Origin of the sequence: Variovorax paradoxus NBRC 15149 (assembly GCF_001591365.1) — a bacterium.
Lineage (GTDB): Bacteria > Pseudomonadota > Gammaproteobacteria > Burkholderiales > Burkholderiaceae_C > Variovorax > Variovorax paradoxus.
Genome location: NZ_BCUT01000001.1, coordinates 1656812 through 1681528 on the forward strand (window position 1 = coordinate 1656812; position 24717 = coordinate 1681528).

The window sequence follows — 24717 nt, forward strand, 5'->3', positions numbered from 1 at the left end:
GGCGCCCTTCGATCAGGCCTTCGGCTGCTTCTGCGGCCGCTTCCAGTTCGCAAAACTGACCTGCTTGCCGCGCGCCACCGTGAGCGCGCCGGGCTCGGTCGACTTGTTCACCGTCGAGCCGCCGCCGATGGTGCCGCCCGCGCCAATGGTGACCGGCGCCACCAGCACGCAGTTGCTGCCCACGTGCACGTCGTCCTCGATGACGGTGCGGTGCTTGTTGGCGCCGTCGTAGTTGGCCGTGATGCTGCCCGCGCCGTAATTGACGCGTCGGCCCACGCTGGCATCGCCCAGGTAGGCCAGGTGATTGGCCTTGGCGCCCTCGGCCAGGGTCGAGTTCTTGACCTCGACGAAGTTGCCGATGTGCACCTCGGCGCCCAGCTGCGCGCCCGGCCGCAGCCGCGCGAAGGGGCCGACCAGCGCCCTTTCGCCCACGGTCACGCCGGCCTTCTCGCCGTCGATGTGGGTGAAGGGATGGATCACCGCACCGGCCTCGATGCGCGCATTGGCAATCACGCAATTGGCGCCGACGCGCACGCCCTCGCCCAGGAACACCGAACCTTCGAACACGCAGTTGACGTCGATCTCGACGTCGGCCTCGCAGGCCAGCGCGCCGCGCAGGTCGAAGCGCGCGGGATCGGCCAGCCGCACGCCTTGCGCCATCAGCGCTTCGGCCTGCCGCAGCTGCCAGGCGCGCTCCAGCGCCGCCAGCTGCGCGGGGCTGTTGATGCCGGCGACCTGGAGCGCATCGTCGATGACATGCGCGACCACGGGCACGCCGTCGGCCGCGGCCAGCTTGACGATGTCGGTGAGGTAGTACTCGCCCTGGGCGTTGCGGTTGTCCAGCCGCGAGAGCCAGCCCTTGAGCAGCGCGGCGGGCACGGCCATCACACCGCTGTAGATCTCGCGGATGCCGCGCTGCGCCTCGGTCGCGTCCTTCTGCTCGACGATGGCCTTGACCTCGCCGCCCGCCTGCCCTTCGGCACGCACGATGCGCCCGTAGCCGGTGGGATCGTAGAACTCGATGGTCAGCAGCGCGAGCCGCCGGCCGCCGCTGGCGGCGATCAGCGCGCGCAGCGTGTCCTCGCCGATCAGCGGCACGTCGCCCGACAGCACCAGCACCGTGCCGTCGTCGGGCAGGAGCGGCGCCGCCTGCTGCACCGCGTGGCCGGTGCCCAGCTGCGGCTCCTGCCGCGCAAACTGCAAGGCGGCGCCGATGGCGTTGCCGGCCATGGCGGCCTCGACCTCGGCCGCGCCGTGGCCGGTCACCACCACCACGTGGCGCGCGCCGATGCGCGCGGCGGTATCGGTCACGTGCCCGAGCAGCGCGCGTCCGGCCAAACGGTGCAACACTTTGGGCAGCCTGCTTTTCATGCGCGTGCCCTTGCCGGCCGCCATGATGACGACGTCGACCGGTCCCTGGTTGTCTTGCGGAATCTGATTCATGCTTCTTTCTACCCGAATGCGTTGCGCCAAGTTGGCGCGGATTATCGGCGCGCTGCTGGCGGCGGCCGCGCTCGCGGGCTGCAGCACGGTCAGGCTGGCCTACAACAACCTGCCCGAGGTGAGCTACTGGTGGCTCGACACCTACCTCGATTTCGACGGCGCGCAGACGCCCAAGGTGCGCGACGAGCTCGCACAGCTGCTGACCTGGCACCGCCAGAACGAGCTGCCGCGCATTGCCAGCCTGCTGCAGGAAGCCCAGGCCCTGGCGCCGCACGACGTGACCGCGGCCCAGGCCTGCCGCATGGCGGACCAGATCCGCGAGCGCCTGCTGGCGGTCGCCGAGCGCGCCGAGCCGGCGGGCACCGAGCTGGCATTGAGCCTGACCGCGGCGCAGCTGCAGCAGCTCGAGCGCAAGTACGCGAAGAACAATGCCGACTATCGCAAGGAATGGCTCGAACGCAGCGCCGCCGATGTGCAGGAGAAGCGCTACGACCGCTTCCTCGACCGGCTGGAGGATTTCTATGGCCGGCTGAGCCCGGAGCAGCGCGAGCTGCTGCGGCGGCAGGTGGCGCAATCGGTGTTCGATCCGCGGCTGGCCGATGCCGAGCGCCGCCAGCGCCAGCAGGAGGCGCTGCAGCTCTTGCGCGGCTTCAATGCCGCCAAACCCTCCGCGGCCGAGGCGCGCGCGGCCATCCATGCCTACGTGATGCGCATCGCCGAGCCGCCGCCCGGCCCCTGGCACGATCACCAGCAGGCCCTGCTGCAGGAAGGCTGCCGCAACCTGGCCGCGCTGCACAACACCGCCAGCGCCGCCCAGCGGGAGCAGGCGGTGCGCCGGCTGCAGGCCTACCACGACGACCTGCGGCAGCTGGTGGCCGCGCGCTAGCACGGTCGCCGGGCAGCTGCTAGATCAGCGGCGTCGGCCGCATCGGGCGCTCGAAGTAGTCTCCCAGCGCCTCGAGCGCGCGAGGCTCCAGGATGCGCAGCCAGCCGGCGTCGAGCTTGTAGAGCCCCAGGCTCTGCAGCCGGCGCAGCGTCTTGTTGGTATGCACCAGCGACAGCCCCAGTGCATCGGCCAGGTGCTGCTGGCTGAACGGAAACTCGACCCAGCCGTCGCGCACCATGCCCACGCGCTGGGCCCGGCGGTACAGGTGCATCAGCAGCATGGCCACGCGCTCGGCCGCGTTGCGGCGGCCCGTGGTGACCAGGTTGTCGTCGACCAGCTTTTCCTCGCGCGCGGCCAGCCAGGTGATGTCGTAACCGAGCTTCGGCTGGGCATGGAACAGCTCCCAGAGCCGGCCGCGCGGAAACACGCAGAGCGTGGCCTCGCTCGCGGCCTCCACGCCGTGCGTGTGGCCGTCGGCAAACTCGTCCTGCAGGCCGATGAAGTCGCCGGGCAGCAGAAAGCTCAGTATCTGGCGCCGGCCGTCGCTCAGCGTCTTGTAGCGAAAGGCCCATCCGGCATAGAGCGTGAACAGCTCGGCGCTCGGCCGGTGCTCGTCGATGATGGTGGCGCCGGCGGCGACGCGGCGGGAGCCGGCCCTGAAGGATGCGATGGCTTCGAGCTGTTGCGGCGCCACCGGCAGGAAGGCTTCCATCTTTCGCAGCGCGCAGCGCTCGCAGGGGTGGGGGCCCGCAGGGGGCGAGGCGGGGGGTGCATGGTCCTCGAATTTCACGCGCCACTATAGGCTTCGGACCTGTGTCTTTTGACATTTCGCGGGGCCCGGGAGATTCATACACTTCGCACGCCTTCCGCTTCCGAACGCATGACAGAAAAGCAAGCTCTCCACGAAGTCTTCTATTGCAGCATGCTCACGCCGGACCTGCCGCCGGCCACCGTGGGCTCGATCGTGACCCTGGCCCGCGCACGCAATGCCCAGTACGGCATCACCGGCCTGCTCGTCTTCGACGGCATGCGCTTCTGCCAGCACCTCGAAGGCCCGCATGGGGCGGTGGAGACGCTGATGCGCCGCATCGAACAGGACCGCCGGCACACCGACATCAAGATTTTCCGCCGCGGCCCGCTTGCGTCACGCCGCTACAGCGGCTTTGGCATGGGCCTGGCCGAAAGCGAAGGGCCCGACCTCATGGCCGGCATCCGTGCGCTGGACGGCGAAGCCGCGTTGGCGCACTTCCTGGCCCTGCGCCCCAGCTTCGACATCAACGGCTGAAAAAAGAAAAAGGCGGCCGAAGCCGCCCTTTGCGTCCATGGGAGGTCGAGCAGCGCTCAGGCTTGGTCCCACGAGTAAGTGGCACCGTAGCCGTCCCATGCTTCCATGACGATGCGCTGGCCCGCGGCCACGTTCAGCGATTCGCCCGGGGCCAGCACCAGGTCTTCGCTGGCGCTGGCGGACGTGGCGTCCGGCGTGACCCAGACCCGGCCCTGCTTGACCCGCAGCACGCTGGCCGACCGCGCCTTCAGGCTCATCGCCTCGCCGGGCGCGATCTGCCAGGCGCCGCGGCGCACGGCCGGCGGAACGGCCGAAGCGGTGCGGGTGGAAGACGGCAGGGAAGCAAGCGATTGGGTGGTGCAGACGGCGGTGGACATGATGAAGCCAGATCCAGTCGCTCGAGGAAGAAGTGGGCGTGGCGCTGTTCCTGCGCCACACGCGGGCGGTGGAGCTCACGAGCGCGGGGGCGCAGCTGCTGCTTGCGGTGCAGCAGTCGCTGCCGCGCATCGACACGGCCGTGCGCCAGATCCGCCAGAGCGCGGGGCGCAAGAGCGTGTCGCTCACCACCTTTGCGTCTTTCGCATCGATGTGGCTGATCCCGCGGCTCGAGGCCTTCCAGCGCGACAACCCCGAGATCGACATCCGCATCGACGCCAGCGACGTGGCGGTCGACCTGGAGGTGGCGGACGTCGACATCGCGCTGCGCTACGGCACGCGCGAGGTCATGCCGCCCAACGCCGTGCGCCTGTTCGGCGAAACGCTCACGCCCGTGGCGAGCCCCTGGCTGCTCAAGAGCAGCCCGCCCATCAAGACGCCCGCCGACATCACCGGCTTCACGCTGATCGAGGCCGGCGACGCGCACCGCACGCACCTCGAATGGCTGACCTGGCGGCGCTGGTTCGAGGTCAACGGCCTGGAACGCGCGCAGCCCAGGCGCTGGCTCTATTTCAACTACGCCTACCAGATGGTGCAGGCCGCGCTCACCGGCCAGGGCGTGACGCTGGCGCGCAGCTCGCTCATCGCCGAAAGCCTGGCCAACGGCGACCTGGTGGAGGTGCTGCCGCAGCACCGCATGGATTCGCCGATGGGCTACTGGCTCATTGCCGGGCCGCGCAATGCGCTGCGGCCCGAGATCAAGGCCTTCTGGGACTGGCTGCAGGTGCAGGCCATCACCACGCGCGAGACCATCGGCGAGGTGCCCGATCCGGACACCGTCGACAACATCGACTGAGCCCCTTCAGCTGGTTGGCCAGACCACGCCGTTGTCGTTGAGGATCGCGTCCAGCGGCAAATCGTGCGCCTCGGGCTCGAAGTCTTCGAGGAAACCGTTGGTGAAGCCCAGCCCCACCGTGAACGGGCGCGGCTCCAGCGCCGCCAGCGTGCGGTCGTAGAAGCCGCCGCCGTAGCCCAGCCGGTAGCCGCCGGCGCTGTAGCCCACGCAGGGCACGAACAGCAGCGTGGGCACGATCAGCTCGGTGTCCTTGGGCTTGGGAATGCCGTAGGCGTCTTCTTCCATCTGGCAGCCCGGGTACCAGGCATGGAAGGTCAGCGTCTTGTGGACCTTGTTCATCACCGGCAAGCCGATGCGGCGGCGCTGCGGCTCGTCGATCAGCTCGCCGTCTTCCTTCCAGCGGTGCAGCGCGGGCAGCGGATCGAACTCGCCCTTGATCGGCCAGTAGGCGCCGATCACGGTGTCGGGCCGGCCCACCAGCCAGATCCGCATCACGCGCTGCAGCAGGTCGGCCTTGGCGAGCCGGTCGGGCATCGCCAGGCGCTGCTCGATCAGTGCTTTTCTCACCTGATCCTTGAGAAAACTCGTGGTCGCCGAGGTGTCGGCATCCTTTGACTTGTCCATAATCCCCCGATGCAGTTCCCAAGCATTTTGGCACCCATGCGGCATCGCCCGCGCAATACAGCGTCCGCGCTGGTTTTTTCCGCCGTCCTGGCTGCCGCCGCACTGCTTTCGCAGCAGCCCGCCGCCGCCCAGGCCAACAGCAACGACGACGTCCTGGTCCAGATGAAGCAGGCCTTCCAGCGCGGCGACAAGGGCCGGCTCGCGGCCCTGCTGCCGCAGGCGCGCGGCCATGCGCTCGAACCCTGGGCCGCCTACTGGGAACTCAAGGCCCGCCTGCAGGAAGCCGCGCCGAACGAAGTGCAGGACTTCTTCGCCCGCTACCCCGGCACCTACCAGGAAGACCGGCTGCGCAACGACTGGCTGCTGCTGCTGGGCCAGCGCCGCGACTGGGACGGCTTTTCCGCCGCGCTGGCGGGCTTTCGCATGGGCGACGATCCGCAGGTGCGCTGCTACGCGATCCTGGTCGAGGCCCTGCAATCGGGCAGCGCCACGCAGGCCCAGGCCAACGAGGTGCGCCGCAACTGGTTCGCGCAGAAAGAGGCGGACGACGGCTGCCTCACCGCGGCCGACCGCCTGGTCGCGGCCCGCCTGCTGTCGCCCAACGATGCCTGGACGAAGGCGCGCCTGGCCATGGAGACCAACCGCCCGCAGGCCGCGCGCGGCGCCGTGACCATTGCCGCGCCCGATGCGCTGCCGCTGTTCGAGGAGCTCAACGCCAGCGCGGCCAAGTTCCTGGCCGGCCGCGCCTTCGTGGCCGCCAAGTCGCGCAAGGAGCTGGTGGTGCTGGCGCTCATCAAGATCGCCATGGCCGACCCGGAGCAGGCCGCCACCCAGCTCGACAGCAAATGGGGCCCGATGCTTTCGGCCGAGGAGCGCAACTGGCTCTGGGGCACCATCGGCCGCCAGGCCGCGAGCAAGCTCTCGCCGCTGGCCGGCAGCTACTTTGCCAACGTCACGAAGAACGGCGACCTGACCGACGACATGCTCGGCTGGCGCGTGCGCGCCGCGCTGCGCAACGGCCAATGGAAAGAGGTGGCGCCCGCCATCAACGCCATGAGCGAAACGGCGCAGCTGGAGCCGACCTGGGTCTACTGGAAGGCGCGCGCACTCAGCGCGGCGGGCGGCGACGACCGCCGCGCGCAGGCACGCGAGCTCTACCAGAGCATTGCGGGCACGCGCGGCTTCTACGAGATGCTGGCGCTGGAGGAACTCGGCCAGCGCACCGTGGTGCCCACGCGCCCGGCGCCGCTCACGCCCGAAGAAAAGAACGCCGCGCGCAGCAACATCGCGCTCAACCGCGCGCTCTACGCCATTGCGATCGGCCTGCGCTCCGAGGGCACGCGCGAATGGAACTACGCCACCAACCTGCACGACAAGGGCGGCATGGACGACCGCGCGCTGCTGGCCGCGGCCGACTTCGCCTGCCAGCGCGAGGTCTGGGACCGCTGCATCAACACCAGCGAGCGCACCAAGGGCGTGATCGATGTCGAGCAGCGCTTCCCCATGCCCTTCCACGACACGGTGCTGCGCAAGAGCCAGGACATCGGCCTGGACCCGGCCTACGTCTACGGCCTGATCCGCCAGGAAAGCCGCTTCATCATGGACGCGCGCTCGGGCGTCGGCGCCTCGGGCCTGATGCAGGTCATGCCCGCCACCGCGCGCTGGACCGCACGCAAGATCGGCCTGGCCGGCTTCACGCCCGGGCAGATCAACGACCATGAAACCAACATCACCATCGGCACCAACTACCTGAAGCTCGCGCTCGACGACTTCGACGGCTCCATGGCGCTGGCCGCGGCCGCCTACAACGCCGGCCCGGGACGGCCGCGCAGCTGGCGCAACGGCCCGGTGATGGAAGCCGCGATCTGGGCCGAGAACGTGCCCTTCGGCGAAACGCGCGACTACGTGAAGAAGGTGCTGGCCAACACCACCAACTACGCCGCGCTGATCAGCGGGCGGCCGCAGTCGCTGAAGGAGCGCCTGGGCCGCGTGGGCCCGCGCGACGCGGCAGAACCCGAACCCAACAAGGATCTCCCCTGACATGAGCTGGGGCGGCCAGGTGCTCGACACCGTAGCGGCCGAATTCTCGGACGTGGGCGACGCCGCGCAGCTCACGCGCATCGTCGTTCGGCTGATGCTCGCGGCCGTGATCGGGTTCATGCTCGGCTTCGAGCGCGAGCAGCAGGGCAAGGCGGCGGGCGTGCGCACCCACATGCTGGTGGCCATCGGCTCGGCGCTGTTCGTGCTGATTCCGCAGCAGACGGGCATCGAGCCGGCCGACATGAGCCGGGTGATCCAGGGCCTGGTGGCGGGCGTGGGCTTTCTCTGCGCCGGCACCATCCTCAAGCGCGGCAAGGACGAGCACCATGTGCAGGGCCTCACCACCGCCGCCGGGCTGTGGATGACGGCCGCCATCGGCATGGCCTGCGGCCTCGGCCGCGAAGTCACCGCCATCCTGAGCGCATTGCTGGCGCTGGCCGTGCTCGCGCTGGTGCCGCGGCTGGTGGACCTGGTCGAGCGCATGGTCGGGCCGCCGCACGGCGAAGAAAAAGACCAGGCCGGCGCGGCGCCGCGCGTGATCGCCTCGCCTGAAGACGAGCAGCCGCGGTAGCGCATCAATCCGGCCGCATTTCGGCATCAATTGGCGGATGCGGCCCGGCTAGCATCGAAGGTTTTTCTCTCTCATCCCAACCGCAGGATCGCACCATGCGCAAGCTCTACATCGGCAACAAGAACTACTCGTCCTGGTCCATGCGGCCCTGGGTGCTCATGAAGCAGGCCGGCATCCCGTTCGAAGAGGTGAAGGTCCGCTTCGACTCCTTCGCGCCCGACTCGCACTTCAAGAAGACCATGGGCGCGATCAACCCGGTGGCCGAGGTGCCGGCGCTGGTGGACGGCGAGCTGGTGGTGTGGGACACGCTCGCCATTGCCGAATACCTGGCCGAGACCTTTCCCGAGAAGCAGCTGTGGCCCCGCGCCGCGGCCGAGCGGGCCCGCGCGCGCAGCATCTGCGCCGAGATGCATGCGGGCTTCGGCAAGCTGCGCAGCCTCTGTCCCATGAACATCGAGGCCTCGCTCGCCGAGGTCGGCGCACGGCTCCTGAAGGACAACCCCGCCCTGCAGGCCGACCTCGACCGCATCGTGCAGATGTGGAGCGGCCTGCTCGATGCCCACGGCGGCCCGCTGCTGTTCGGCGGCTTCAGCATTGCCGACAGCTACTTCGCGCCGGTGGGCACGCGCATCAAGACCTACGGCCTGCCGGTGCCGCCGGCCATCAGCGCCTACATCGAGCGCGTGCAGGCGCTCCCCGGCGTCAAGGCATGGATCGACGATGCCCTGGCTGAGAAGGACTTCGTGGCGTTCAACGAGCCCTACCGCACGGCGCGCTGAGGCTCCTCGAAGAATCCCGCCGGCTCAGAAGCGGTAGGTCGCCGAGAGGTAGGTCACGATCGGGTTCAGCTTGAGCCTGGCCTCGCTGGTGGCAATCGGCAGCCCGGTGATCGTGGTGGTCGTGAGCTTGGCCTTGGTCTTCAGCGGAATGTAGGAGACCGAGAACGACACGCCCCAGTGCTTGTCGATCTGGTAGGCCACGCCGGCATTGAGCACGGGCGCGAACGAGCTGTCGAGCTTGGCGGTGGTCGAGGTGGAGAGCGGCCGCTGGCGCAGCTGGCTGCCCAGCGCGCCCTGCAGCCCCGGCGTCAGTTCGATGTCGCTGTACCAGACATAGGTCGCGCCCAGGCCCACGAACGGGCGGAGGGCCGCGTTGCCCTCGTTGAAGTAGTACTTGCCAAGAATGGTGGGGCTCCACTGGCGCGCTTGGCCCAGCTCGCCCACGCGGCCCAGCGTGCCGGTGCCGTTGAGCTTGAACTTCGGCGGAATGCCGAACACGCCCTCGACAGCCCAGTGGCTGTCGACGAAATAGACCGCGCTCAAGCCCAGCGTGTCCGAATCGCTGATCGATGCGCCCGACCCCGCCAGCACGCTGCGCACCGGCGCCGTCAGCGTGAGCGGCTTGCTCGAGTCCTGCGGCGCAAAATGAAGCCAACCCGCGCCGACCACCCAGTCTCCAGCGTTCTGCGCCCACGCGCTTCCGGACGCCAGCGCGCCCACTGCGGTCAGCGCAAGCATTGTTTTCTTCATGACGTGATTACTCCTTTTGGTTTAAAAATCTGCAGCGCGCGGCCTCCACTGCGACAGCGGCTACCTTTCGGGCAAATCGGCGAACGATCCTGCGGTTCGCCTGAAAATTATCGAACGGTCGTTCTATTTTTTCCAACTGGAGTAATCCCTACACTGGGCGCATGAAAACCTATCTCGTCGGCGGCGCGCTGCGCGACCGGCTGCTGGGGCGGCCGGTGTCGGACCACGACTGGCTGGTGGTGGGCGCCACGCCCGAGGAAATGGCGGCGCGCGGCTACCTGCCCGTGGGGCGCGACTTTCCGGTGTTCCTGCATCCGCAGACCCGCGAGGAATACGCGCTGGCCCGCACCGAGCGCAAGAGCGCGCCCGGCTACCGCGGCTTCACCGTGCACGCCTCGCCCGACGTCACGCTCGAGCAGGACCTCGCGCGGCGCGACCTCACGGTCAACGCGATCGCGCTGCCTGCCGAATTCGTGGGCACCGACGGCCGCTTCGAGCCCGACGCCGGCAAGCTCGCCGACCCCTTCCATGGCCGGCGCGACCTCGAGCACAAGCTGCTGCGGCACGTCACGGACGCCTTTCGCGAAGACCCGGTGCGCATCCTGCGGGTGGCGCGCTTCGCAGCGCGCTTCGACGATTTCTCGGTGGCGCCCGAGACCATGGCGCTGATGCGCGAGATGGTCCAAGCCGGCGAAGCCGATGCGCTGGTGCCCGAGCGCGTCTGGCAGGAGCTCTCGCGCGGGCTGATGGAAACCCGCCCGTCGCGCATGTTCGAGGTGCTGCGTGCCTGCGGCGCGCTGGCGGTGCTGCTGCCGGAGGTCGACCGGCTCTGGGGCGTGCCGCAGCCCGAGGCCCACCACCCCGAAGTCGACTGCGGCGTGCACCTGATGATGGTCATCGACACCAGCGCGAAGCTGCAGGCCTCGCTGCCGGTGCGCTTCGCCTGCCTGATGCATGACCTCGGCAAGGGCACGACCGAGCCTGGGCTGCTGCCGCGCCACATCGGCCACGAGAAGCGCAGCGCCGAACTGCTGCACGCGGTGTGCGACCGCTGGCGCGTGCCGGTCGAGATCCGCGAGCTCGCCGAGGTGGTGGCGCGCGAACACGGCAACATCCATCGCAGCGGCGAGCTCGCGGCCGCGGCGCTGGTGCGCCTGCTGGAGCGCTGCGATGCGTTTCGCAAGCCGGCGCGCTTTGCCGACGTGCTGCTGGCCTGCGAATGCGATGCGCGCGGCCGGCTCGGCTTCGAGGACCGGCCCTATCCGCAGCGCGAGCGGCTGCTTGCCGTGCTCGCCACCGCCGCGGGCGTGCCCACCGAGGCCGTGGCGCGCGCGGCGCAGCAATCCGGCGCCGCCGGGCCGCAGATCGGCGAGGCGATCCACCGCGCACGCGTGGAGGCGGTGGCCGCCTTGCCGGGCTGAAGCTCCGCCGCCGCATACGTCCGACTTTGGCCGACACGGGAATGGCCGGGTCCGTGCTATGGTTTTCACCAATGCCAATGTCCTCCCAGTCGCCGCCTCCGTTGGGCCGAGATACCGCCCTCTTTCTCGACTTCGACGGCACGCTGGTCGCGCTCGCACCCACCCCCGAGGCGATCGAGATTCCTCCCGCCCTGGCGGGCCTGCTCGAAGACCTGCGCGACCAGCTCGGCGGCGCGCTGGCCGTGGTGTCGGGCCGCCAGATCGATGCCATCGACCGCTTCCTCGCGCCGCTGCGCCTGCCCGCCGCGGGCGAGCACGGCGTGCAGCGGCGCGACGCGCAAGGCCGCATGCAGGAGCAGCACGCGCCCGATCTCGCGCCCATCCTGGACATCGCCAACGAGCTGGCCCGCGTGCATGAAGGCCTGCTGGTCGAGCGCAAGCACGCAGCCATTGCGCTGCACTACCGGCTCGCACCGCAGCTGGAGGCCGTGTGCCGGGACGCCATGTCGCGCGCCATTGCGGGCCGGCCGCTGCTTGAGCTGCTGCACGGCAAGTTCGTGTTCGAGGTCAAGCCCACCGGGGTCAACAAGGGCATCGCCATCGAGGCCTTCATGACGGAGGCGCCGTTCGCCGGGCGCCTGCCGGTCTTTGCCGGCGACGACACCACCGACGAGAGCGGCTTCGCGGTGGTGCAGCCGCGCGGCGGCGTCGGCATCAAGGTCGGCTCGGGCCCGAGCCTGGCGCTGCACCGGCTCGAATCGCCGCGCGCGGTGTTCGAATGGCTGGTGCAGCTGCGCGACCAGCTGGCCGCGCCGGCCCACAAGAAAAACGAATCCCCGAGGAGCGATGGATGAGCGAGCTGCAATTGTCGAAAGCACCCGAGGACCGCGCGGGCCTGTCCATTTCCGGGGCAGCCGGGCCCGCCGACCAGGCGCCGGTCGACCCGCGCGTTGCGGCTTCCGGTGCGCCGCGCGGCTTCGGGCCGCCGGCCGAGCCCTCGCTCAACGTGGGCGTGATCGGCAACTGCGCCTACAGCGCGCTCATCGATGCACGCGGGCGCGCCGTGTGGTGCTGCCTGCCGCGCTTCGACGGCGACCCGGTCTTCAACGCGCTGCTGCACCCGGGCGAGGAGGCCGGCGCCTGGGCCATCGAGATCGAGGACTTCGCCTCGAGCAAGCAGTGGTACGAACCCAATACCGCGGTGCTGCGCACGCAGCTGTTCGACAGCGCCGGCCAGGGCATCGAGATCACCGACTTCGCGCCGCGCTTCTACAGCCGCTCGCGCTACTTCCGGCCGCTGATGATGGTGCGCCGCGTGCGGCCGATTGCCGGCGCGCCGCGCATCCGCGTGGCGCTCGATCCGCGCTTCCAGTGGGGCGCCTCGGGGCCGCTGGAGGTCACGCGCGGCAGCAACCACATCCGCTACGTGGGGCCCGACGTGACGCTGCGGCTCAACACCGACGCGTCGATCTCGCACATCCTTTCGCGCCAGCCCTTCGTGATCTCGCGCGAATACAACTTCATGTTCGGCGTCGACGAAACCCTGCTCGACGGCATTGCCGACACCGCGCGCAGCTTCGAGCAGGAGACCATCGCCTACTGGCGCACCTGGAGCAAGCGGCTCGCGATTCCGTTCGAATACCAGGACGCGGTGATCCGCGCGGCCATCACGCTCAAGCTCTCGCTCTACGAGGACACCGGCGCCATCGTCGCCGCCATGACCACCAGCATTCCCGAGGCGCCGGGCAGCCAGCGCAACTGGGACTACCGCTACTGCTGGCTGCGCGATGCCTTCTTCGTGGTGCGCGCGCTCAATTCGCTGAGCGAGGTGGGCACCATGGAAGACTACCTGCGCTGGCTCGGCAACGTGGTGATCGGCTCGCACGGCGAGCACATCCAGCCGCTGTACGGCATCGGTCTGGAGCGCGAGCTGCCCGAGTCGATGGTCGAGAACCTCGCGGGCTACCGCGGCATGGGGCCGGTGCGCGTGGGCAACCAGGCGCAGGAGCATTTCCAGCACGACGTCTACGGCAACATCGTGCTCGGCGCGGCGCAGGCCTTCCACGACCACCGGCTGCTCGCGCGCGCGGGCCGGGCCGAGTTTCCGCACCTCGAGGCCGTGGGCGAGCAGGCGATCCGCGTCTACGGCACGCCCGATGCGGGCATGTGGGAGCTGCGCACCCGCGCCCGCGTGCACACCAGCTCCGCGCTCATGAGCTGGGCCGCCTGCGACCGGCTTGCCAAGATCGCGCGCGCGCTGGCGCTGCCCGAACGCGCGGCCTACTGGCACGGCCACGCCGCGCGCATGAAAGAAGAGATTCTGGCCAAGTCGTGGTGCGAGGAGCGCCAGGCCTTTGCCGAAAGCTTCGGCGGCCATGAACTGGACGCCAGCATCCTGCTGATGGTGGAGGTGGGGCTGATCGACGCACGCGACCCGCGCTTCATCTCGACTGTCGACGCCATGGAAAAGTCGCTCTGCGACGGCCCGTACATGCGCCGCTACGAGGCGGCCGACGACTTCGGCAAGCCCGAGACCGCCTTCAACATCTGCACCTTCTGGCGCATCGACGCGCTCGCCAAGATCGGCCGCAAGGCCGAGGCGCGCCAGATCTTCGAGACCATGCTGGCGGCGCGCAACCCGCTCGGCCTGCTGTCGGAAGACACGCACCCGGTCACAGGCGAGATGTGGGGCAACTTTCCGCAGACCTACTCGATGGTGGGCATCATCAATGCCGCTGTGCGGCTGTCGGCGCCGTGGGACTCGTGCATATGAGCGCCGCGCCGGGCCGCCCCAAGCAAGCTCGCCCCCGCTTGGCGGGGAGGCGCGCAGCGCCAGGGGTGCACCAATGAGTCGCCTCGTTGTCGTCTCCAACCGCGTGGCCGATCCGCGCAAGCCCGCCGCGGGCGGCCTGGCCGTGGCGCTCGGCGAAAGCCTGCAGCAAAGCGGCGGCATGTGGTTCGGCTGGAGCGGCCAGATCGTCGAGAACGGCCCCACGGGCGAAGGCGAGCTGCATATGCTGCAGGCCGGCAAGGTCACGCTCGCCACCATCGACCTGAGCCGCGAGGACCACGACAGCTACTACCTGGGCTACAGCAACGACGTGCTGTGGCCGGTGTTCCACAACCGCCTCGACCTCGCCCACTTCGACGCCGGCTTCATCGGCGGCTACCGGCGCGTGAACCAGCTGTTCGCGCGCAAGCTCAAGCCGATGCTGAAGGACGACGACGTCATCTGGATCCACGACTACCACCTGATGCCGCTCGCCGCCGAGCTGCGCGCCATGGGCTGCAGGCAGCGCATCGGCTTCTTCCTGCACATTCCGCTGCCGCCGCAGATCATCATCGCAGCCGTTCCGCAGCACGAGTGGCTCATGCGCTCGCTGTTCGCCTACGACCTGATCGGCTTCCAGGCGCAGCAGGACGTGCAGCATTTCGAGCACTACGTGCGCAACGAGGCGCATGGCGAATACCTGGGCGACGAGATGTACCGCGCCTACGGCCAGACGGTGCGCTGCAGCGCCTTTCCGATCGGCATCGACGTGGACGAATTCGCGGCGCTCACGCATGCGAAGGAGTCGCGCGACATGTTCGAGACCATGAAGCGCGAGTATTCCCAGCGCCGGCTGCTCTTGGGCATCGACCGGCTCGACTACTCCAAGGGCATTCCCCAGCGCGTGCGCGCCTTCCGCGAGCTGCTTGCCAACTACCCCGAGAACCGCCGCAGCGCCACGCTGATCCAGATCGCCTCGCCCACGCGCGAGACGGTCGATGCCTATGGCGACATCCGGCGCGAGCTCGAAGCGCTGTGCGGTGCCATCAACGGCGACTACGGCGAGCTCGACTGGATGCCGGTGCGCTACATCCACCGCATGGTGGCGCGCAAGCGTGTGCCGGGGCTGTGCCGCGCGGCCGCGGTCGGGCTGGTGACGCCGCTGCGCGACGGCATGAACCTGGTCGCCAAGGAGTACATCGCGGCGCAGGACCCGGCCGACCCGGGCGTGCTGGTGCTGTCGCGCTTTGCCGGCGCGGCCGAGCAGCTGAAGGAAGCACTGCTGGTGAACCCCTACGACACGCACGGCACGGCCGAAACGGTGCAGCAGGCGCTGCAGATGCCGCTCGAGGAGCGGCGCGAGCGGCACCAGAAGCTGCTGTCGCGCATCCGCGAGCAGGACATCCACTGGTGGCGGCGCAGCTTCCTGGAGGCGCTGCGCCACGCCGCAAGCCAGCGCTAGGAAGCCGACCGCTCAGCTTCCGGTCAGAAGCCGCACCAGCCGCATCACCGGCCGGGGCTCCGCGGGCCGAACCGCCGCTGTCTGCTGCCGTGCCTGCGCATGCACGCGCAGCCGCACCGGCGCCAGCGCCGACAGCTCGATCCAGCCGCCGCGTTCCAGGCGATGCACGTCGCCCTCGTTCAGCACGGTCTTCGCGGTGAACACGGTTTCGCCGAACCATGAGGGCGGCGACACGAGCAGCGCGCGGCCCTCCAGCATCTCGAGCCAGGTGGCGGGATCGAGCGCCGCGCGCAGGGCCTCGCCCGGTTGCAGGACGACGGTATCGGGCAGTCGGTCGAGGGTGGTGGGGGACATGGCGCGCCTTCTGGAGTGGATGCGCCCATCGTAGGAATTCGGGCGCCCATAAAACAGGCACACACCCAGGCGATTCGCACCGGAACAGCGGTGGCCGCGGCGCATCTGTTATGGTCGTTTTCCTTCGCAACTGCATCTGTTTTTGGATGCGCGACAGGGGGAGCATCGAGGCCATGGATTCGCTACCGCTCTACCGCCAGCTCTCAGCGCACTACGTGGACGCGATCCACACCGGCTCGCTCAAGCAGGGCGACAAGCTGCCCTCGCTGCGCAGCCTCATGCGCCTGCACGGCATCAGCCTGTCGACTGCGCTGCAGCTGTGCCGCACGATGGAAAGCGACGGCTGGGTCGAGGCGCGCGACCGCTCGGGCTACTTCGTGCGCCGGCCGCGGCGCCTTGCCATTGCGCCGATGGAGGAGCCCCCGGCCGGCGTGCCGCCCGACCCGGCGCAGTACGTGGGCATCCACGCCAAGGTGTCGGACTTCGTGGCGCGCCGCCGGCAGCTCCCCGAGAAGCTCAACTTTTCCATCGCGCGCGGCGCGCCGGAGCTGTATCCGGCCGAGGCGCTGCGCAATGCGATGACGCGCATGCTGCGCCAGCAGCCCGACATGCTGACGATTGCGGCGCCGCTCAAGGGCCACCGCCAGTTCCGCGAGGTGCTCGCGCAACGCAGCCTGCGCGTGGGCATGGCGATCTCGCCGGAAGACATCCTGGTCACCAACGGCTGCATCGAGGCGCTCAACCTCGCGCTGCGTGCCGTGGCGCAGCCGGGCGACACGGTGGCGGTGGAGTCGCCCACTTTCTACGGCCTGCTGCAGGTGCTCGAGAGCCTGGGCATGCGCGCGCTGGAGATCCCGACCAGTCCGCAGACCGGCCTCTCGATCGAAGCGCTGGAGCTCGCGATCCGCACCTACGACAACATCAAGGCCGTGGTGGTGGTGCCGCACCTGCAGAACCCGCTGGGCAGCGTGATGCCCGATGCCCACAAGGCGCGGCTCGCGCAGCTGTGCGAGCGGCACGCGATTCCGCTGATCGAGGACGACACCTACAGCGAGCTGGTCGACGCCCCGACGCCGCCGCGCGCGCTCAAGTCCTGGGATACTGGCGGCAACGTGATCCACTGCGCCTCGCTGCACAAGATCCTCGCGCCCGGCCTGCGCCTGGGCTGGATCACGGCCGGGCGCTGGCACGCGCGGGTGGAGATGCTCAAGTACGCGCAGACCCGCAACAACGAAGGCCTCTCGCAAAGCGGGGCCGGCCTGTTCATGGCCACCGGCGCCTACGACCGCCACCTGCGCCATCTGCGCAGCTGCCTGAAGACGCAGCGCGAGCAGACGGCCGATGCGATCGCCGGCTACTTTCCGGCCGGCACGCGCATCAACCTGCCGCCTGGCGGGCTGCAGCTGTGGGTCGAGCTGCCCGAGCGCCTGTCGTCGTCGCGGGTCTTCGATGCGGCGCTCGCGGAGCGCATCGTGGTGGCGCCCGGCACGCTGTTCTCCAACTCCTCGCGCTTCGATCACTACCTGCGCATCAACTGCGGCTGGCCGTATGGCGAGGCGGTCGACACGGGCCTGCGCCGCCTGGGCCAGATCATCGAGACGCTGATGGGCCGCGGTGATGCCGGCGCGGCTGCGGCGCCGCTGCCCATGCGGCCGGCATCGCCCCCGGTTCCCATCCAGTCGCCCCAGGGGCGCCAGCTTCAGTCGAGCAGTGCCAGGGCGGCGTAGTCGCCGACCTTTTCGCCAAGCCCCGCGGGCACCAGCAGCACGCCGCGCGTGAGCGGCTTGAGCTTGCCGTCGACCTGCGCCTGCAGCCGCGGCAGCAGGAAGTCGCGGTGGTGCCAGAACACGCTGCCGCCCAGGCTGATGCGCTGGAGATCGAGCGTGGCAATCAGGTTGTAGATCATGCGGCCCATCACGCGGCACAGCGCATCGACGATCTCGACGGCGTGCGGCTCGCCGTCCGAGGCGGCCGCGAACAGGTCGGGCGCGGGCTGCCCGAAGCGGCGCGCGATGGAGTTGCCCGCCACCAGCGCCTCCACGTCGCCGAGGTTGCCGCAGCCGCAGAGCGCACCGCTGGCGTCGTCCACCACGAAGCTGTGGCCCGCATGGCCGGCATTGCCGTTCTTGCCACGCAGCGCACGGCCGTCCACGCACAGGCCCACGCCCACGCCGGTGCTCCAGGTGACGTAGGCGCAGTGGTCCAGGCCCTGCAGCGCGCCCCAGTGGCGCTCGGCCTCGAGCGCGGCCACGGCGTCGTTCTCGACCCGCACGCGGCCGAAGCGCCGGGCCAGCGGGGCTTCGATGATTGCCGTCATCCAGTTGTTGGGCAGGCCGCGCGCCGGCCCCGCAATGCCGCCGCAGATGTTGGGCGTGGCCAGCTCCACCATGCCGTCGCGCAGCTCGAAGGGGCCGGTGGACGAGACGCCCACGCGGTCGATGTCGGCCGGCGCGATGCCCTGCTCGGCGCAGACCTCGTCGATCATGCGCATGATCTGCACCGCCACGGCGTCGTTGTCGCCGGTCTTGGCCGTCGGCTCGCTGCGGCGGCCGGCCAGCGGCGCATCGCTCGAAGGGGAAAGGCTCACGGCCACCTTGGTGCCGCCGATGTCAACGCAGGCTCTCATCGCGTGGTTCTTCTCTCTGGGTCTCAGGACGGGTTCATCAACAACGGCGCTAGACGAAGCGCGCTACCAGCGCCGCGATCATGCTGAGCACCAGCGTGCTCGAGATCGGCAGCTGCCATTCGCGGCCGAAGGCGCGGAATTCGAAATCGCCGGGCAGCCGCCCGAAGCCGAACCGGCGCAGCCAGGCCGTGAGGCCGCTCATGAGCACCAGGGCAAGGACGACGACGATCAGCCAGCGGATCATGGGAACAGTCTAGGCCGCAAGGATGGCCATGGTTTGTCGGTGAAGTTCGGGCGTTGCGGCCGCAATCACCCGGCCATCGGACTCCAGCCCCAGCGGCTGGCCCTGCCAGTCGGTGATGACGCCGCCCGCGGCCTCGATCACGCCCGCCGGGCCCAGGTAGTCGTAGGGCTGCAGGCCGGTTTCCACCACGAGGTCGATGGTGCCGCCCGCGAGCTGCGCATAGCCGTAGCAGTCGCCGCCGAAGCGCCGCATCGCGCACTGCCGGCTCAGCCGGTCGAAGGCCTGCCAGTCGGCCGGCGCAAAGATGTCGGGCGAGGTGGTGACGATGCGCGCCTTGGCCACCTCGGTACAGCTGCTCGCGTGCACCGGCTGGCCGTCGCGCGTCGCGCCCTGGCCGGCCTGGCCGACCCAGCGCTCCTTGAGCACCGGCATGTCGATCATGCCCAGCACCACGCGCGAGCCCCGCAGCACACCGATCAGCGTGCCCCACAGCGGCGATCCGGTGATGAAGCTGCGCGTGCCGTCGATCGGGTCGAGCACCCAGACGCGCTCGGCGTCGAGCCGCTCGAGGCCGTGCTCCTCGCCGAAGATGCCGTCCGCCGCGGCGCGCACGGCAAGGATCTCGCGCATGGCCGTCTCGGCGGCGCGGTCCGCCAGCGTCACGGGGCTCTCGTCGGCCTTGGTGATGATGTCCAGCGGCGTGCGGAAATAGCGCATCGACTGCGCGGCGGCGGCATCGGCCAGAAGGTGCGCGATCGACAGCAGATCGGGGGCGGAAGAGCTCATGGGAAACCAAGCGTGCCAAAACTGCGATTAGACCCGAGCCGGGCCCGGTTTGACACGCATGGGGCCACCGCCCTAGCATGGTCCGGAAATTGCCACATCGACCACATGGCTTCATTTCAACTTCCGCGTCGCGCCCTGTTGGCGCTGGTGCTCGGCCCTGCGGCCGCGCTGGCCCAGGCCACCCCTTCCGCGTCGGAGCAAAAGCTCATCGACACGCTGATCCTGCGCGTCTCGAAGATGACGACGATGACCTTCATGCGCAACGGCGACGAGCACAACGCCGCCGATGCCGCCAAGCACATGCAGGCCAAGTTCGACCACTTCAAAGACGAGATCACCACGGCGGAAGACTTCATCGACCGCTGCGCCTCCCGCTCGGAGATGACGGGCAAGCCCTACAAGATCAAGATGCCGAACGGCTCGATGCGGGACGCCAACGAATTCCTCAACGCCGAATTGCGCACGCTGCGCCAGGGCGGCGGCAGCGGCAAGCCTGGCGCCGGTTGACCCGGCTGCATCGGGCCAAGGAAGAAGCCATCAGAAGGGTGTGTCGCCCACGATGGTGGTGCGATTGAGGCGGCGCCGCAGATGGTCCGGCGTGCCGGCCGCCAGGTGCATCAGCGAGCGGTTGTCCCAGAACACGAGGTCGTGCGGCGCCCATTGGTGGCGGTACACGAACTGCGGCTTCACGCTGTGCGCGAACAGCTCGGCCAGCAGCGCGTCGCTCTCCTGCGGCGGCAGGCCGACGATGCGCGTCGTGAAATGCTCGCTGACGAACAGCGCCTTGCGGCCGGTCTCGGGATGCGTGCGCACCACCGGCTGCACGGCGGGCGCGACCTGGTCGATCTGCTCCTGCGAGAGCTTGGGCCGCCAAGGGTTCTTTGCGCGCAGCGCCTCGTACTTGGCAAGGTAGCTGTGCTCGGCCTTGAGCGGCAGGATGCGCTGCTGCAGCTCGGGAGAGAGCGTTTCCCACGCAAGATGCTGGTCGGCAAAGAGCGTGTCGCCGCCTTCGCTCGGCAGCTCCTGCGCATGCAGCAGCGAGCCCAGGCTGGGCTGGGGCTTGTACGAGATGTCCGAATGCCAGTAGACCCCCGCATCGCCCAGGCCGATGGGCTCGCCGTTCTCCTTGATGTTGGAGACGATCAGGATCTCGGGATGGTTCTTCAGATGGAACTGGTGCAGCACATGGATCTCGAGCGGGCCGAAGCGGCGGCTGAATTCGATGTGCTCGGCCGGAGTGATCTGCTGGTTGCGGAACACCAGCACGTGGTGGTCCAGATGCGCGCGGTGGATGCGCGCGAAGTCTTCGTCGTTGATGGGCTTCGAGATGTCGAGGCCGACGATTTCCGCGCCGACGGGGGCGTTGAAGGGGCGCACTTCGAAGTGCTGGGGGGCGGTCATTGCGCCAATGTAGGTTTTAGTGAGGGGGTTCTCAACGAAATCTTTGTTGGTTGCTTATGTCAGAGCGTATGACTCCGATCCCCCTCAGCAAACCCCATCGCCTCCCACCCCTCCCCCACCGCAAACCCCACCACCTTGAACAGCTCCCCCATCTCATGCTCATGGACGAGCCGAGCCGCCATGCCTCTTTCTGCCGTGCTGCCCTGCCCCATCCGCTCGAGCAGCCCGCAGTTCAGCAGGAACCTCGCCTGGCTGGTGTAGCCCAGCACCTCGAGCCCGGCCTCCTGCCCCGCGAGCGCGATGCCGGTGAAATTGACGTGCGCCGTGATGTCCTTGTAGCCCACATCCGACAGCGGATCGCCGTCGGCCTGGTGCGCGCGGTGGCACATCACGGTGCCCATGTGGCGCTGCGGGTGGTAGTACTCGCGCTCCGGAAAACCATAGTCGATGAAGAAGGCCGCGCCGCTCTTCAGGCGGTCCGCCAGGGTCGCGACGAAGGCCTCGGCCTGCGGATGGATCTCGGTCAGGTAGTCGTGCTCGCCGGGCACCTCGAACGGCGGCCGCAGCGCGGTCTCGCGGTCGGCCCAGGCCCAGCCGTCGGCGCGCACGTTGCGCACCACGCCGCGCTCGAACCACTGGCCGCCCACGCGGGCCAAGAGCTGCACCGGCATCGCATCGAGCACCTCGTTGCCGACCACCACGCCCTGCATCGCCTCGGGCAGTTCGCCGAGCCATTCGACGCGGTCCGTGTAGCGCGCGAGTGCCTGCTGCTGGCGCTCGCGCAGGGTGCCGGACAGGTCGACGATGCGGTAGCGCACGTCGCCGCGGCCGATCTCGTCGAGCGCATGCAGCAGCTGCACGGCGAGCGCGCCCGTGCCGGCGCCGAATTCCCAGACCGTGTCGGTGCCGGTCTTCTCCAGCGCCTCGGCCACCTGCGCCGCGAGCGCCTGGCCGAACATGGGCGTGAGCTCCGGCGCCGTCACGAAGTCGCTGCCCGAAGACGGCATGTGGCCGAACTTGGCCGAGCTGTTGGCGTAGTAGCCCAGCCCCGGCGCATACAGGGCCAGCGCCATGAAACGGTCGAAGCCGATCCATCCGCCCGCCCGTTCCACCGAACGGGCAATCAGGATGTCGAGGGCCATGGGTAAACTGTTTGTCGTCGTTTTTGTCGTCACCCGCCGATTCTCCCTTCTCTGCCCGCATGAGCACAGCGCCCCTTCCTCCTGTTACGCCCGCCCGCCGCACCGTCCTCGTCACGGGTGCCGGCCGCCGGCTGGGGCGCGAGATCGCGCTGGCGCTGGCCGCGGGCGGCTGGCAGGTGGCGGTGCACTACCGCAGCTCGCGCGCCGAGGCCGAGCAGACGGCGGCCGATTGCGCGGCCCTCTCGGGCACTTCGGCGCCTTTCGAGGCCGACCTGCTCGACGAAGGCGCCACCCGCGCCCTGCTGCCGCGCGTGGCGGCGCACTTCGGCAGCGTCGATGCCGTGGTCCACAGCGCAGCGCTCTTCGAACACGACGACGCCGCGAGCTTCAGCTACGCGCTCATGGAGCGCCATGCGCGCAGCAACACCGGTGCGGCCATCGTGCTGGCGCAGGCGCTGCACGACCACCTGGCGCTGCGCGGCGACGCGCAGGGCGCGGTGGTGCACATGCTCGACCAGAAGCTCTGGAACCCGAACCCCGACTTCCTGAGCTACACGCTATCGAAGGCCGCGCTCGAGGCCGCCACGCCCATGCTGGCCCTGGCGCTGGCGCCGCGCGTGCGGGTGGTGGGCGTGGCGCCCGGCCTCACGCTGCCCAGCCACATGCTCGACGAGGACAGGTTCTCGAAGCTGCACACGCTCTCGCCGCTGGGCCGCTCTTCGACGCCGGCCGACGTGGCGGCCACGGTGAAGTTCGCGCTGGAGAACAACTCGATCACCGGCACCACGCTCGTGGTGGACGGCGGCCAGCACCTCATGAAATTCGACCGCGACTTCTCGCTGATGTGAGCCCCACCATGCCCTCCAACCCGATCGGCCGCCAGACACTCACCCTGCAGGGGCTGCGCTTCGACGCCAACCTGGGCATCCTCGACCAGGAAAAGACGGCCCCGCAGCCGATCCAGGTCGATGCCGAGCTGCACCTGGGCGCGCAGCCGCTGCTGCCGAAGGACGACGACATCTACCACGTGCTGGACTACCGCAAGGTGCGCCGCATCATCATCGACGAGTGCACGGCCGAGCATGTGAACCTGCTCGAAACGCTCATCGGCAAGCTCGCGCAGCGCCTGCTGCAGCTGCCCGGCGTGGTCGGCGTGCGGGTGAAGATCGCCAAGCTCGAGATCTTCGACGACTGCGAGGTGGCTATCCGCATGGAAGCCGGGGAATGGTGAACCGAGGCAAAATCGGGCCCTCCTCCCCCCGATTTGCCTGACCGAAGCAGCCCACCCATGAACGCCGTCTGGATCGACGAGGCGCCCGTCGCCGGCGCCGCCACCAATTCCCTGAAGATCGAGCGCGAAACGCACAAGCTCGAGAAGCGCCTGTGCCGCGAAGTCGGCCGCGCCATCGTCGACTACAACATGATCGAGGAGGGCGACAAGGTCATGGTGTGCGTCTCGGGCGGGAAGGACAGCTACGCCATGCTGGACATCCTGCTCAAGCTCAGGGCCCGCGCACCGATCCACTTCGACATCGTCGCGGTCAACCTCGACCAGAAGCAGCCCGGCTTCCCCGAAGAGGTGCTGCCCAGATACCTGAGCGAGCTCGGCGTGGACTTCCACATCGAGAACCAGGACACCTACAGCATCGTCAAGCGCGTGATCCCCGAGGGCAAGACCACCTGCGGCCTGTGCAGCCGGCTGCGCCGCGGCATCCTGTACCGCGTGGCGGACGAACTGGGCGCCACCAAGGTCGCGCTCGGCCACCACCGCGACGACATGCTGCAGACCTTCTTCCTCAACATGTTCTTCGCGGGCAAGCTCAAGAGCATGCCGCCCAAGCTGGTGAGCGACGACGGCAAGCACATCGTGATCCGCCCGCTCGCCTACGTGGCCGAGAAAGACCTGGTGCGCTGGGCCCAGCACCGCGAATTCCCGATCATTCCGTGCACGCTCTGCGGCAGCCAGGAAAACCTGCAGCGCAAGCAGGTCGGCGAAATGCTGCGCGAGTGGGACAGGAAGCACCCCGGCCGCGTGGAGAACATGTTCACCGCGCTGCAGAACGTGGTGCCCTCGCACCTGCTCGACGGAACGCAGCACGACTTCAAGGGTCTGAAGGCGACCGGCGTGGCCGACGAAGACGGCGACAAGGCCTTCGACACGCCCTCCTTCGACCTGCTCTCCCAGGCACCTGCAGCCCTGCGCATCCTCCAGGGCTGAGCGGGCAACCCAGGGGAATTTTGGGCCGCGGAGCCCGGAGATCCTCATGAAACGTGCGTTTTCAGCTCTTCTTCTGATAGCAAGCCTGAGCGGCTGCGCCACCTCCTGGGTGGTCGACAGCGATGTGAAAAGCTTCTCGTCGCTCGCCACCGTGGCGCCGGGCGCCAGCTACCGCTTCGAGCGCCTGCCGTCGCAGCAGGCCGACCTCGCCCGGCAGGAATCGCTCGAGGCCATGGCCGCCGCCGCACTCGAAAAAGTGGGCCTGCGCCGCGACGACGCCAGGCCGCAGTACAGCGCGCAGATCGGCGCCCGCGTCGCGGCCGGCCTCTCGCCCTGGGCCGACCCGTGGCTCTTCGACGGCCCCTGGGGCTATGGCTACGGCTATCCCGGCTATGCGCGCCGGTGGTACGGCGGCGGCTGGTACGGCGGCCCGGCCTTCATGCCACCCGCGGCCAATCCCTGGTACGAGCGCGAAGTGAGCATCGTGCTGCGCGACATCGGCACGAACCGCGTGGTCTACGAAACGCGGGCCCGCAACGAGGGCCCGTACAACGTCAGCGCGACCATCCTGCCGGTGATGTTCGAGGCGGCGCTGCAGGGCTTTCCGAACCCGCCGCCGGGCGAGCGCCGGGTGAACATCGAGCTGTCCGCCGCAAAGAAGAAATGACGCGCTCCTAGAATCCA

At 69.1% G+C, this 24717-nt stretch carries 26 protein-coding genes and 1 pseudogene; 16 read left to right on the plus strand and 11 right to left on the minus strand.

Features of this window, described 5'->3' with window-relative positions; genetic code table 11:
• Positions 1-12: 12 nt before the first annotated feature.
• On the minus strand, positions 13-1443 hold the full coding sequence (gene glmU / locus VPA02S_RS07865) for a bifunctional UDP-N-acetylglucosamine diphosphorylase/glucosamine-1-phosphate N-acetyltransferase GlmU (protein WP_062363119.1): 1431 nt from the start codon (positions 1441-1443) through the stop codon (positions 13-15).
• A gap of 31 nt (positions 1444-1474) precedes the next feature.
• Between glmU and VPA02S_RS07870 the strand changes: the two genes are divergently transcribed.
• A complete protein-coding gene (locus VPA02S_RS07870) occupies positions 1475-2329 on the plus strand; it encodes a DUF6279 family lipoprotein (protein WP_230537737.1) in 855 nt (284 codons plus the stop codon).
• Positions 2330-2348: 19 nt separating this feature from the next.
• Here the strand turns inward: VPA02S_RS07870 and VPA02S_RS07875 are convergent, their stop codons facing one another.
• Positions 2349-3041 (minus strand): Crp/Fnr family transcriptional regulator, encoded by a 693-nt coding sequence (locus VPA02S_RS07875; RefSeq protein ID WP_012746146.1) that lies wholly within the window; start codon positions 3039-3041, stop codon positions 2349-2351.
• A gap of 168 nt (positions 3042-3209) precedes the next feature.
• Between VPA02S_RS07875 and VPA02S_RS07880 the strand changes: the two genes are divergently transcribed.
• Entirely contained in the window at positions 3210-3614 is a 405-nt protein-coding gene (locus VPA02S_RS07880; RefSeq protein ID WP_012746145.1) for a BLUF domain-containing protein, read from the plus strand.
• A 56-nt stretch (positions 3615-3670) separates the two neighbouring features.
• On the opposite strand, the gene VPA02S_RS07885 is transcribed toward VPA02S_RS07880, so the two are convergent.
• Positions 3671-3991 carry a DUF2917 domain-containing protein gene (locus tag VPA02S_RS07885; protein WP_012746144.1) on the minus strand — a complete coding sequence of 107 codons (321 nt, stop codon included), beginning with the start codon at positions 3989-3991 and terminating at the stop codon, positions 3671-3673.
• A gap of 8 nt (positions 3992-3999) precedes the next feature.
• Here VPA02S_RS07885 and VPA02S_RS07890 point away from each other — a divergent pair.
• Positions 4000-4845: pseudogene (locus VPA02S_RS07890) on the plus strand (LysR substrate-binding domain-containing protein); the annotation flags it as partial.
• A 6-nt stretch (positions 4846-4851) separates the two neighbouring features.
• Here VPA02S_RS07890 and VPA02S_RS07895 read toward each other — a convergent pair.
• Positions 4852-5469 carry a 5-formyltetrahydrofolate cyclo-ligase gene (locus VPA02S_RS07895; protein ID WP_012746142.1) on the minus strand — a complete coding sequence of 206 codons (618 nt, stop codon included), beginning with the start codon at positions 5467-5469 and terminating at the stop codon, positions 4852-4854.
• Between the two features lie 36 nt (positions 5470-5505).
• Here VPA02S_RS07895 and VPA02S_RS07900 point away from each other — a divergent pair, with 36 nt between their 5' ends.
• From VPA02S_RS07900 to VPA02S_RS07910, 3 genes are all read left to right on the plus strand, one after another.
• A complete protein-coding gene (locus VPA02S_RS07900; RefSeq protein WP_167313221.1) occupies positions 5506-7509 on the plus strand; it encodes a lytic transglycosylase domain-containing protein in 2004 nt (667 codons plus the stop codon).
• A 1-nt stretch (position 7510) separates the two neighbouring features.
• A complete protein-coding gene (locus VPA02S_RS07905) occupies positions 7511-8080 on the plus strand; it encodes an MgtC/SapB family protein (RefSeq protein ID WP_012746140.1) in 570 nt (189 codons plus the stop codon).
• 95 nt (positions 8081-8175) lie between these two features.
• Positions 8176-8859 (plus strand): glutathione S-transferase family protein, encoded by a 684-nt coding sequence (locus VPA02S_RS07910; RefSeq protein ID WP_018903609.1) that lies wholly within the window; start codon positions 8176-8178, stop codon positions 8857-8859.
• A 24-nt stretch (positions 8860-8883) separates the two neighbouring features.
• Here the strand turns inward: VPA02S_RS07910 and VPA02S_RS07915 are convergent, their stop codons facing one another.
• Positions 8884-9609, minus strand: coding sequence for an OmpW/AlkL family protein (locus tag VPA02S_RS07915; protein ID WP_012746138.1), 726 nt, complete (start codon positions 9607-9609; stop codon positions 8884-8886).
• 161 nt (positions 9610-9770) lie between these two features.
• Here VPA02S_RS07915 and VPA02S_RS07920 point away from each other — a divergent pair, with 161 nt between their 5' ends.
• The 4 genes from VPA02S_RS07920 to otsA all read left to right on the plus strand — a co-directional run bounded on the left by VPA02S_RS07920 (position 9771) and on the right by otsA (position 15262).
• The gene (locus VPA02S_RS07920; protein ID WP_012746137.1) at positions 9771-11030 is read left to right on the plus strand and encodes a multifunctional CCA addition/repair protein; all 1260 of its coding nucleotides are present in this window, start codon (positions 9771-9773) and stop codon (positions 11028-11030) included.
• Between the two features lie 71 nt (positions 11031-11101).
• Complete coding sequence (gene otsB, locus VPA02S_RS07925) at positions 11102-11884, plus strand: trehalose-phosphatase (RefSeq protein WP_230537738.1); 783 nt, start codon at positions 11102-11104, stop codon at positions 11882-11884.
• Positions 11881-13803 carry a glycoside hydrolase family 15 protein gene (locus tag VPA02S_RS07930; RefSeq protein WP_012746135.1) on the plus strand — a complete coding sequence of 641 codons (1923 nt, stop codon included), beginning with the start codon at positions 11881-11883 and terminating at the stop codon, positions 13801-13803. Before otsB ends, VPA02S_RS07930 begins: the two co-directional genes overlap by 4 nt.
• Before the next feature lie 73 nt (positions 13804-13876).
• Complete coding sequence (gene otsA, locus VPA02S_RS07935; RefSeq protein ID WP_012746134.1) at positions 13877-15262, plus strand: alpha,alpha-trehalose-phosphate synthase (UDP-forming); 1386 nt, start codon at positions 13877-13879, stop codon at positions 15260-15262.
• Positions 15263-15274: 12 nt separating this feature from the next.
• On the opposite strand, the gene VPA02S_RS07940 is transcribed toward otsA, so the two are convergent.
• Positions 15275-15616, minus strand: coding sequence for a hypothetical protein (locus VPA02S_RS07940; protein ID WP_012746133.1), 342 nt, complete (start codon positions 15614-15616; stop codon positions 15275-15277).
• 173 nt (positions 15617-15789) lie between these two features.
• Here VPA02S_RS07940 and VPA02S_RS07945 point away from each other — a divergent pair, with 173 nt between their 5' ends.
• Positions 15790-17343 (plus strand): aminotransferase-like domain-containing protein, encoded by a 1554-nt coding sequence (locus VPA02S_RS07945; protein WP_012746132.1) that lies wholly within the window; start codon positions 15790-15792, stop codon positions 17341-17343.
• Here the strand turns inward: VPA02S_RS07945 and VPA02S_RS07950 are convergent.
• From VPA02S_RS07950 to hisN, 3 genes are read right to left on the minus strand one after another with little or no spacing between them, the layout of a single operon-like run.
• Entirely contained in the window at positions 17316-18242 is a 927-nt protein-coding gene (locus tag VPA02S_RS07950; protein WP_012746131.1) for an ROK family protein, read from the minus strand. The two genes, VPA02S_RS07945 and VPA02S_RS07950, sit on opposite strands and share 28 nt — an antisense overlap.
• Before the next feature lie 49 nt (positions 18243-18291).
• Positions 18292-18486 (minus strand): DUF2905 domain-containing protein, encoded by a 195-nt coding sequence (locus VPA02S_RS07955; protein WP_012746130.1) that lies wholly within the window; start codon positions 18484-18486, stop codon positions 18292-18294.
• A 9-nt stretch (positions 18487-18495) separates the two neighbouring features.
• Positions 18496-19272 (minus strand): histidinol-phosphatase, encoded by a 777-nt coding sequence (gene hisN, locus VPA02S_RS07960; RefSeq protein WP_012746129.1) that lies wholly within the window; start codon positions 19270-19272, stop codon positions 18496-18498.
• Between the two features lie 105 nt (positions 19273-19377).
• Here hisN and VPA02S_RS07965 point away from each other — a divergent pair, with 105 nt between their 5' ends.
• Positions 19378-19779: a DUF5329 family protein gene (locus VPA02S_RS07965; RefSeq protein WP_012746128.1), complete on the plus strand. Its 402-nt coding sequence runs from the start codon at positions 19378-19380 to the stop codon at positions 19777-19779.
• 30 nt (positions 19780-19809) lie between these two features.
• On the opposite strand, the gene VPA02S_RS07970 is transcribed toward VPA02S_RS07965, so the two are convergent.
• Both VPA02S_RS07970 and VPA02S_RS07975 read right to left on the minus strand, forming a co-directional pair.
• Positions 19810-20673: a TauD/TfdA dioxygenase family protein gene (locus tag VPA02S_RS07970; RefSeq protein ID WP_062363122.1), complete on the minus strand. Its 864-nt coding sequence runs from the start codon at positions 20671-20673 to the stop codon at positions 19810-19812.
• 59 nt (positions 20674-20732) lie between these two features.
• Positions 20733-21815 carry a class I SAM-dependent methyltransferase gene (locus VPA02S_RS07975; protein WP_012746126.1) on the minus strand — a complete coding sequence of 361 codons (1083 nt, stop codon included), beginning with the start codon at positions 21813-21815 and terminating at the stop codon, positions 20733-20735.
• Positions 21816-21874: 59 nt separating this feature from the next.
• Between VPA02S_RS07975 and VPA02S_RS07980 the strand changes: the two genes are divergently transcribed.
• The 4 genes from VPA02S_RS07980 to VPA02S_RS07995 are packed head-to-tail and all read left to right on the plus strand — an operon-like array spanning position 21875 to position 24700.
• Complete coding sequence (locus VPA02S_RS07980; protein WP_012746125.1) at positions 21875-22663, plus strand: SDR family oxidoreductase; 789 nt, start codon at positions 21875-21877, stop codon at positions 22661-22663.
• A gap of 8 nt (positions 22664-22671) precedes the next feature.
• Positions 22672-23046 (plus strand): dihydroneopterin aldolase, encoded by a 375-nt coding sequence (locus VPA02S_RS07985; RefSeq protein ID WP_012746124.1) that lies wholly within the window; start codon positions 22672-22674, stop codon positions 23044-23046.
• A 57-nt stretch (positions 23047-23103) separates the two neighbouring features.
• The gene (ttcA, locus tag VPA02S_RS07990; protein WP_018903621.1) at positions 23104-24033 is read left to right on the plus strand and encodes a tRNA 2-thiocytidine(32) synthetase TtcA; all 930 of its coding nucleotides are present in this window, start codon (positions 23104-23106) and stop codon (positions 24031-24033) included.
• Positions 24034-24079: 46 nt separating this feature from the next.
• Positions 24080-24700 (plus strand): DUF4136 domain-containing protein, encoded by a 621-nt coding sequence (locus VPA02S_RS07995; RefSeq protein ID WP_062363125.1) that lies wholly within the window; start codon positions 24080-24082, stop codon positions 24698-24700.
• The last annotated feature ends 17 nt before the right edge of the window (positions 24701-24717 follow it).

What these genes read in the sequence shown, in the direction of transcription:
- ttcA (WP_018903621.1), top strand. Translation starts at nt 23,104, where the DNA reads ATGAACGCCGTCTGGATCGACGAGGCGCCCGTCGCCGGCGCCGCCACC.
- otsA (WP_012746134.1), top strand. Translation starts at nt 13,877, where the DNA reads ATGAGTCGCCTCGTTGTCGTCTCCAACCGCGTGGCCGATCCGCGCAAG.
- VPA02S_RS07995 (WP_062363125.1), top strand. Translation starts at nt 24,080, where the DNA reads ATGAAACGTGCGTTTTCAGCTCTTCTTCTGATAGCAAGCCTGAGCGGC.
- VPA02S_RS07910 (WP_018903609.1), top strand. Translation starts at nt 8,176, where the DNA reads ATGCGCAAGCTCTACATCGGCAACAAGAACTACTCGTCCTGGTCCATG.
- VPA02S_RS07930 (WP_012746135.1), top strand. Translation starts at nt 11,881, where the DNA reads ATGAGCGAGCTGCAATTGTCGAAAGCACCCGAGGACCGCGCGGGCCTG.
- VPA02S_RS07955 (WP_012746130.1), bottom strand. Translation starts at nt 18,486, where the DNA reads ATGATCCGCTGGCTGATCGTCGTCGTCCTTGCCCTGGTGCTCATGAGC.
- hisN (WP_012746129.1), bottom strand. Translation starts at nt 19,272, where the DNA reads ATGAGCTCTTCCGCCCCCGATCTGCTGTCGATCGCGCACCTTCTGGCC.
- VPA02S_RS07875 (WP_012746146.1), bottom strand. Translation starts at nt 3,041, where the DNA reads ATGGAAGCCTTCCTGCCGGTGGCGCCGCAACAGCTCGAAGCCATCGCA.
- VPA02S_RS07885 (WP_012746144.1), bottom strand. Translation starts at nt 3,991, where the DNA reads ATGTCCACCGCCGTCTGCACCACCCAATCGCTTGCTTCCCTGCCGTCT.
- glmU (WP_062363119.1), bottom strand. Translation starts at nt 1,443, where the DNA reads ATGAATCAGATTCCGCAAGACAACCAGGGACCGGTCGACGTCGTCATC.
- VPA02S_RS07895 (WP_012746142.1), bottom strand. Translation starts at nt 5,469, where the DNA reads ATGGACAAGTCAAAGGATGCCGACACCTCGGCGACCACGAGTTTTCTC.
- VPA02S_RS07965 (WP_012746128.1), top strand. Translation starts at nt 19,378, where the DNA reads ATGGCTTCATTTCAACTTCCGCGTCGCGCCCTGTTGGCGCTGGTGCTC.
- VPA02S_RS07920 (WP_012746137.1), top strand. Translation starts at nt 9,771, where the DNA reads ATGAAAACCTATCTCGTCGGCGGCGCGCTGCGCGACCGGCTGCTGGGG.
- otsB (WP_230537738.1), top strand. Translation starts at nt 11,102, where the DNA reads ATGCCAATGTCCTCCCAGTCGCCGCCTCCGTTGGGCCGAGATACCGCC.
- VPA02S_RS07940 (WP_012746133.1), bottom strand. Translation starts at nt 15,616, where the DNA reads ATGTCCCCCACCACCCTCGACCGACTGCCCGATACCGTCGTCCTGCAA.
- VPA02S_RS07950 (WP_012746131.1), bottom strand. Translation starts at nt 18,242, where the DNA reads ATGAGAGCCTGCGTTGACATCGGCGGCACCAAGGTGGCCGTGAGCCTT.
- VPA02S_RS07970 (WP_062363122.1), bottom strand. Translation starts at nt 20,673, where the DNA reads ATGACCGCCCCCCAGCACTTCGAAGTGCGCCCCTTCAACGCCCCCGTC.
- VPA02S_RS07945 (WP_012746132.1), top strand. Translation starts at nt 15,790, where the DNA reads ATGGATTCGCTACCGCTCTACCGCCAGCTCTCAGCGCACTACGTGGAC.
- VPA02S_RS07880 (WP_012746145.1), top strand. Translation starts at nt 3,210, where the DNA reads ATGACAGAAAAGCAAGCTCTCCACGAAGTCTTCTATTGCAGCATGCTC.
- VPA02S_RS07915 (WP_012746138.1), bottom strand. Translation starts at nt 9,609, where the DNA reads ATGAAGAAAACAATGCTTGCGCTGACCGCAGTGGGCGCGCTGGCGTCC.
- VPA02S_RS07975 (WP_012746126.1), bottom strand. Translation starts at nt 21,815, where the DNA reads ATGGCCCTCGACATCCTGATTGCCCGTTCGGTGGAACGGGCGGGCGGA.
- VPA02S_RS07905 (WP_012746140.1), top strand. Translation starts at nt 7,511, where the DNA reads ATGAGCTGGGGCGGCCAGGTGCTCGACACCGTAGCGGCCGAATTCTCG.
- VPA02S_RS07985 (WP_012746124.1), top strand. Translation starts at nt 22,672, where the DNA reads ATGCCCTCCAACCCGATCGGCCGCCAGACACTCACCCTGCAGGGGCTG.
- VPA02S_RS07900 (WP_167313221.1), top strand. Translation starts at nt 5,506, where the DNA reads ATGCGGCATCGCCCGCGCAATACAGCGTCCGCGCTGGTTTTTTCCGCC.
- VPA02S_RS07980 (WP_012746125.1), top strand. Translation starts at nt 21,875, where the DNA reads ATGAGCACAGCGCCCCTTCCTCCTGTTACGCCCGCCCGCCGCACCGTC.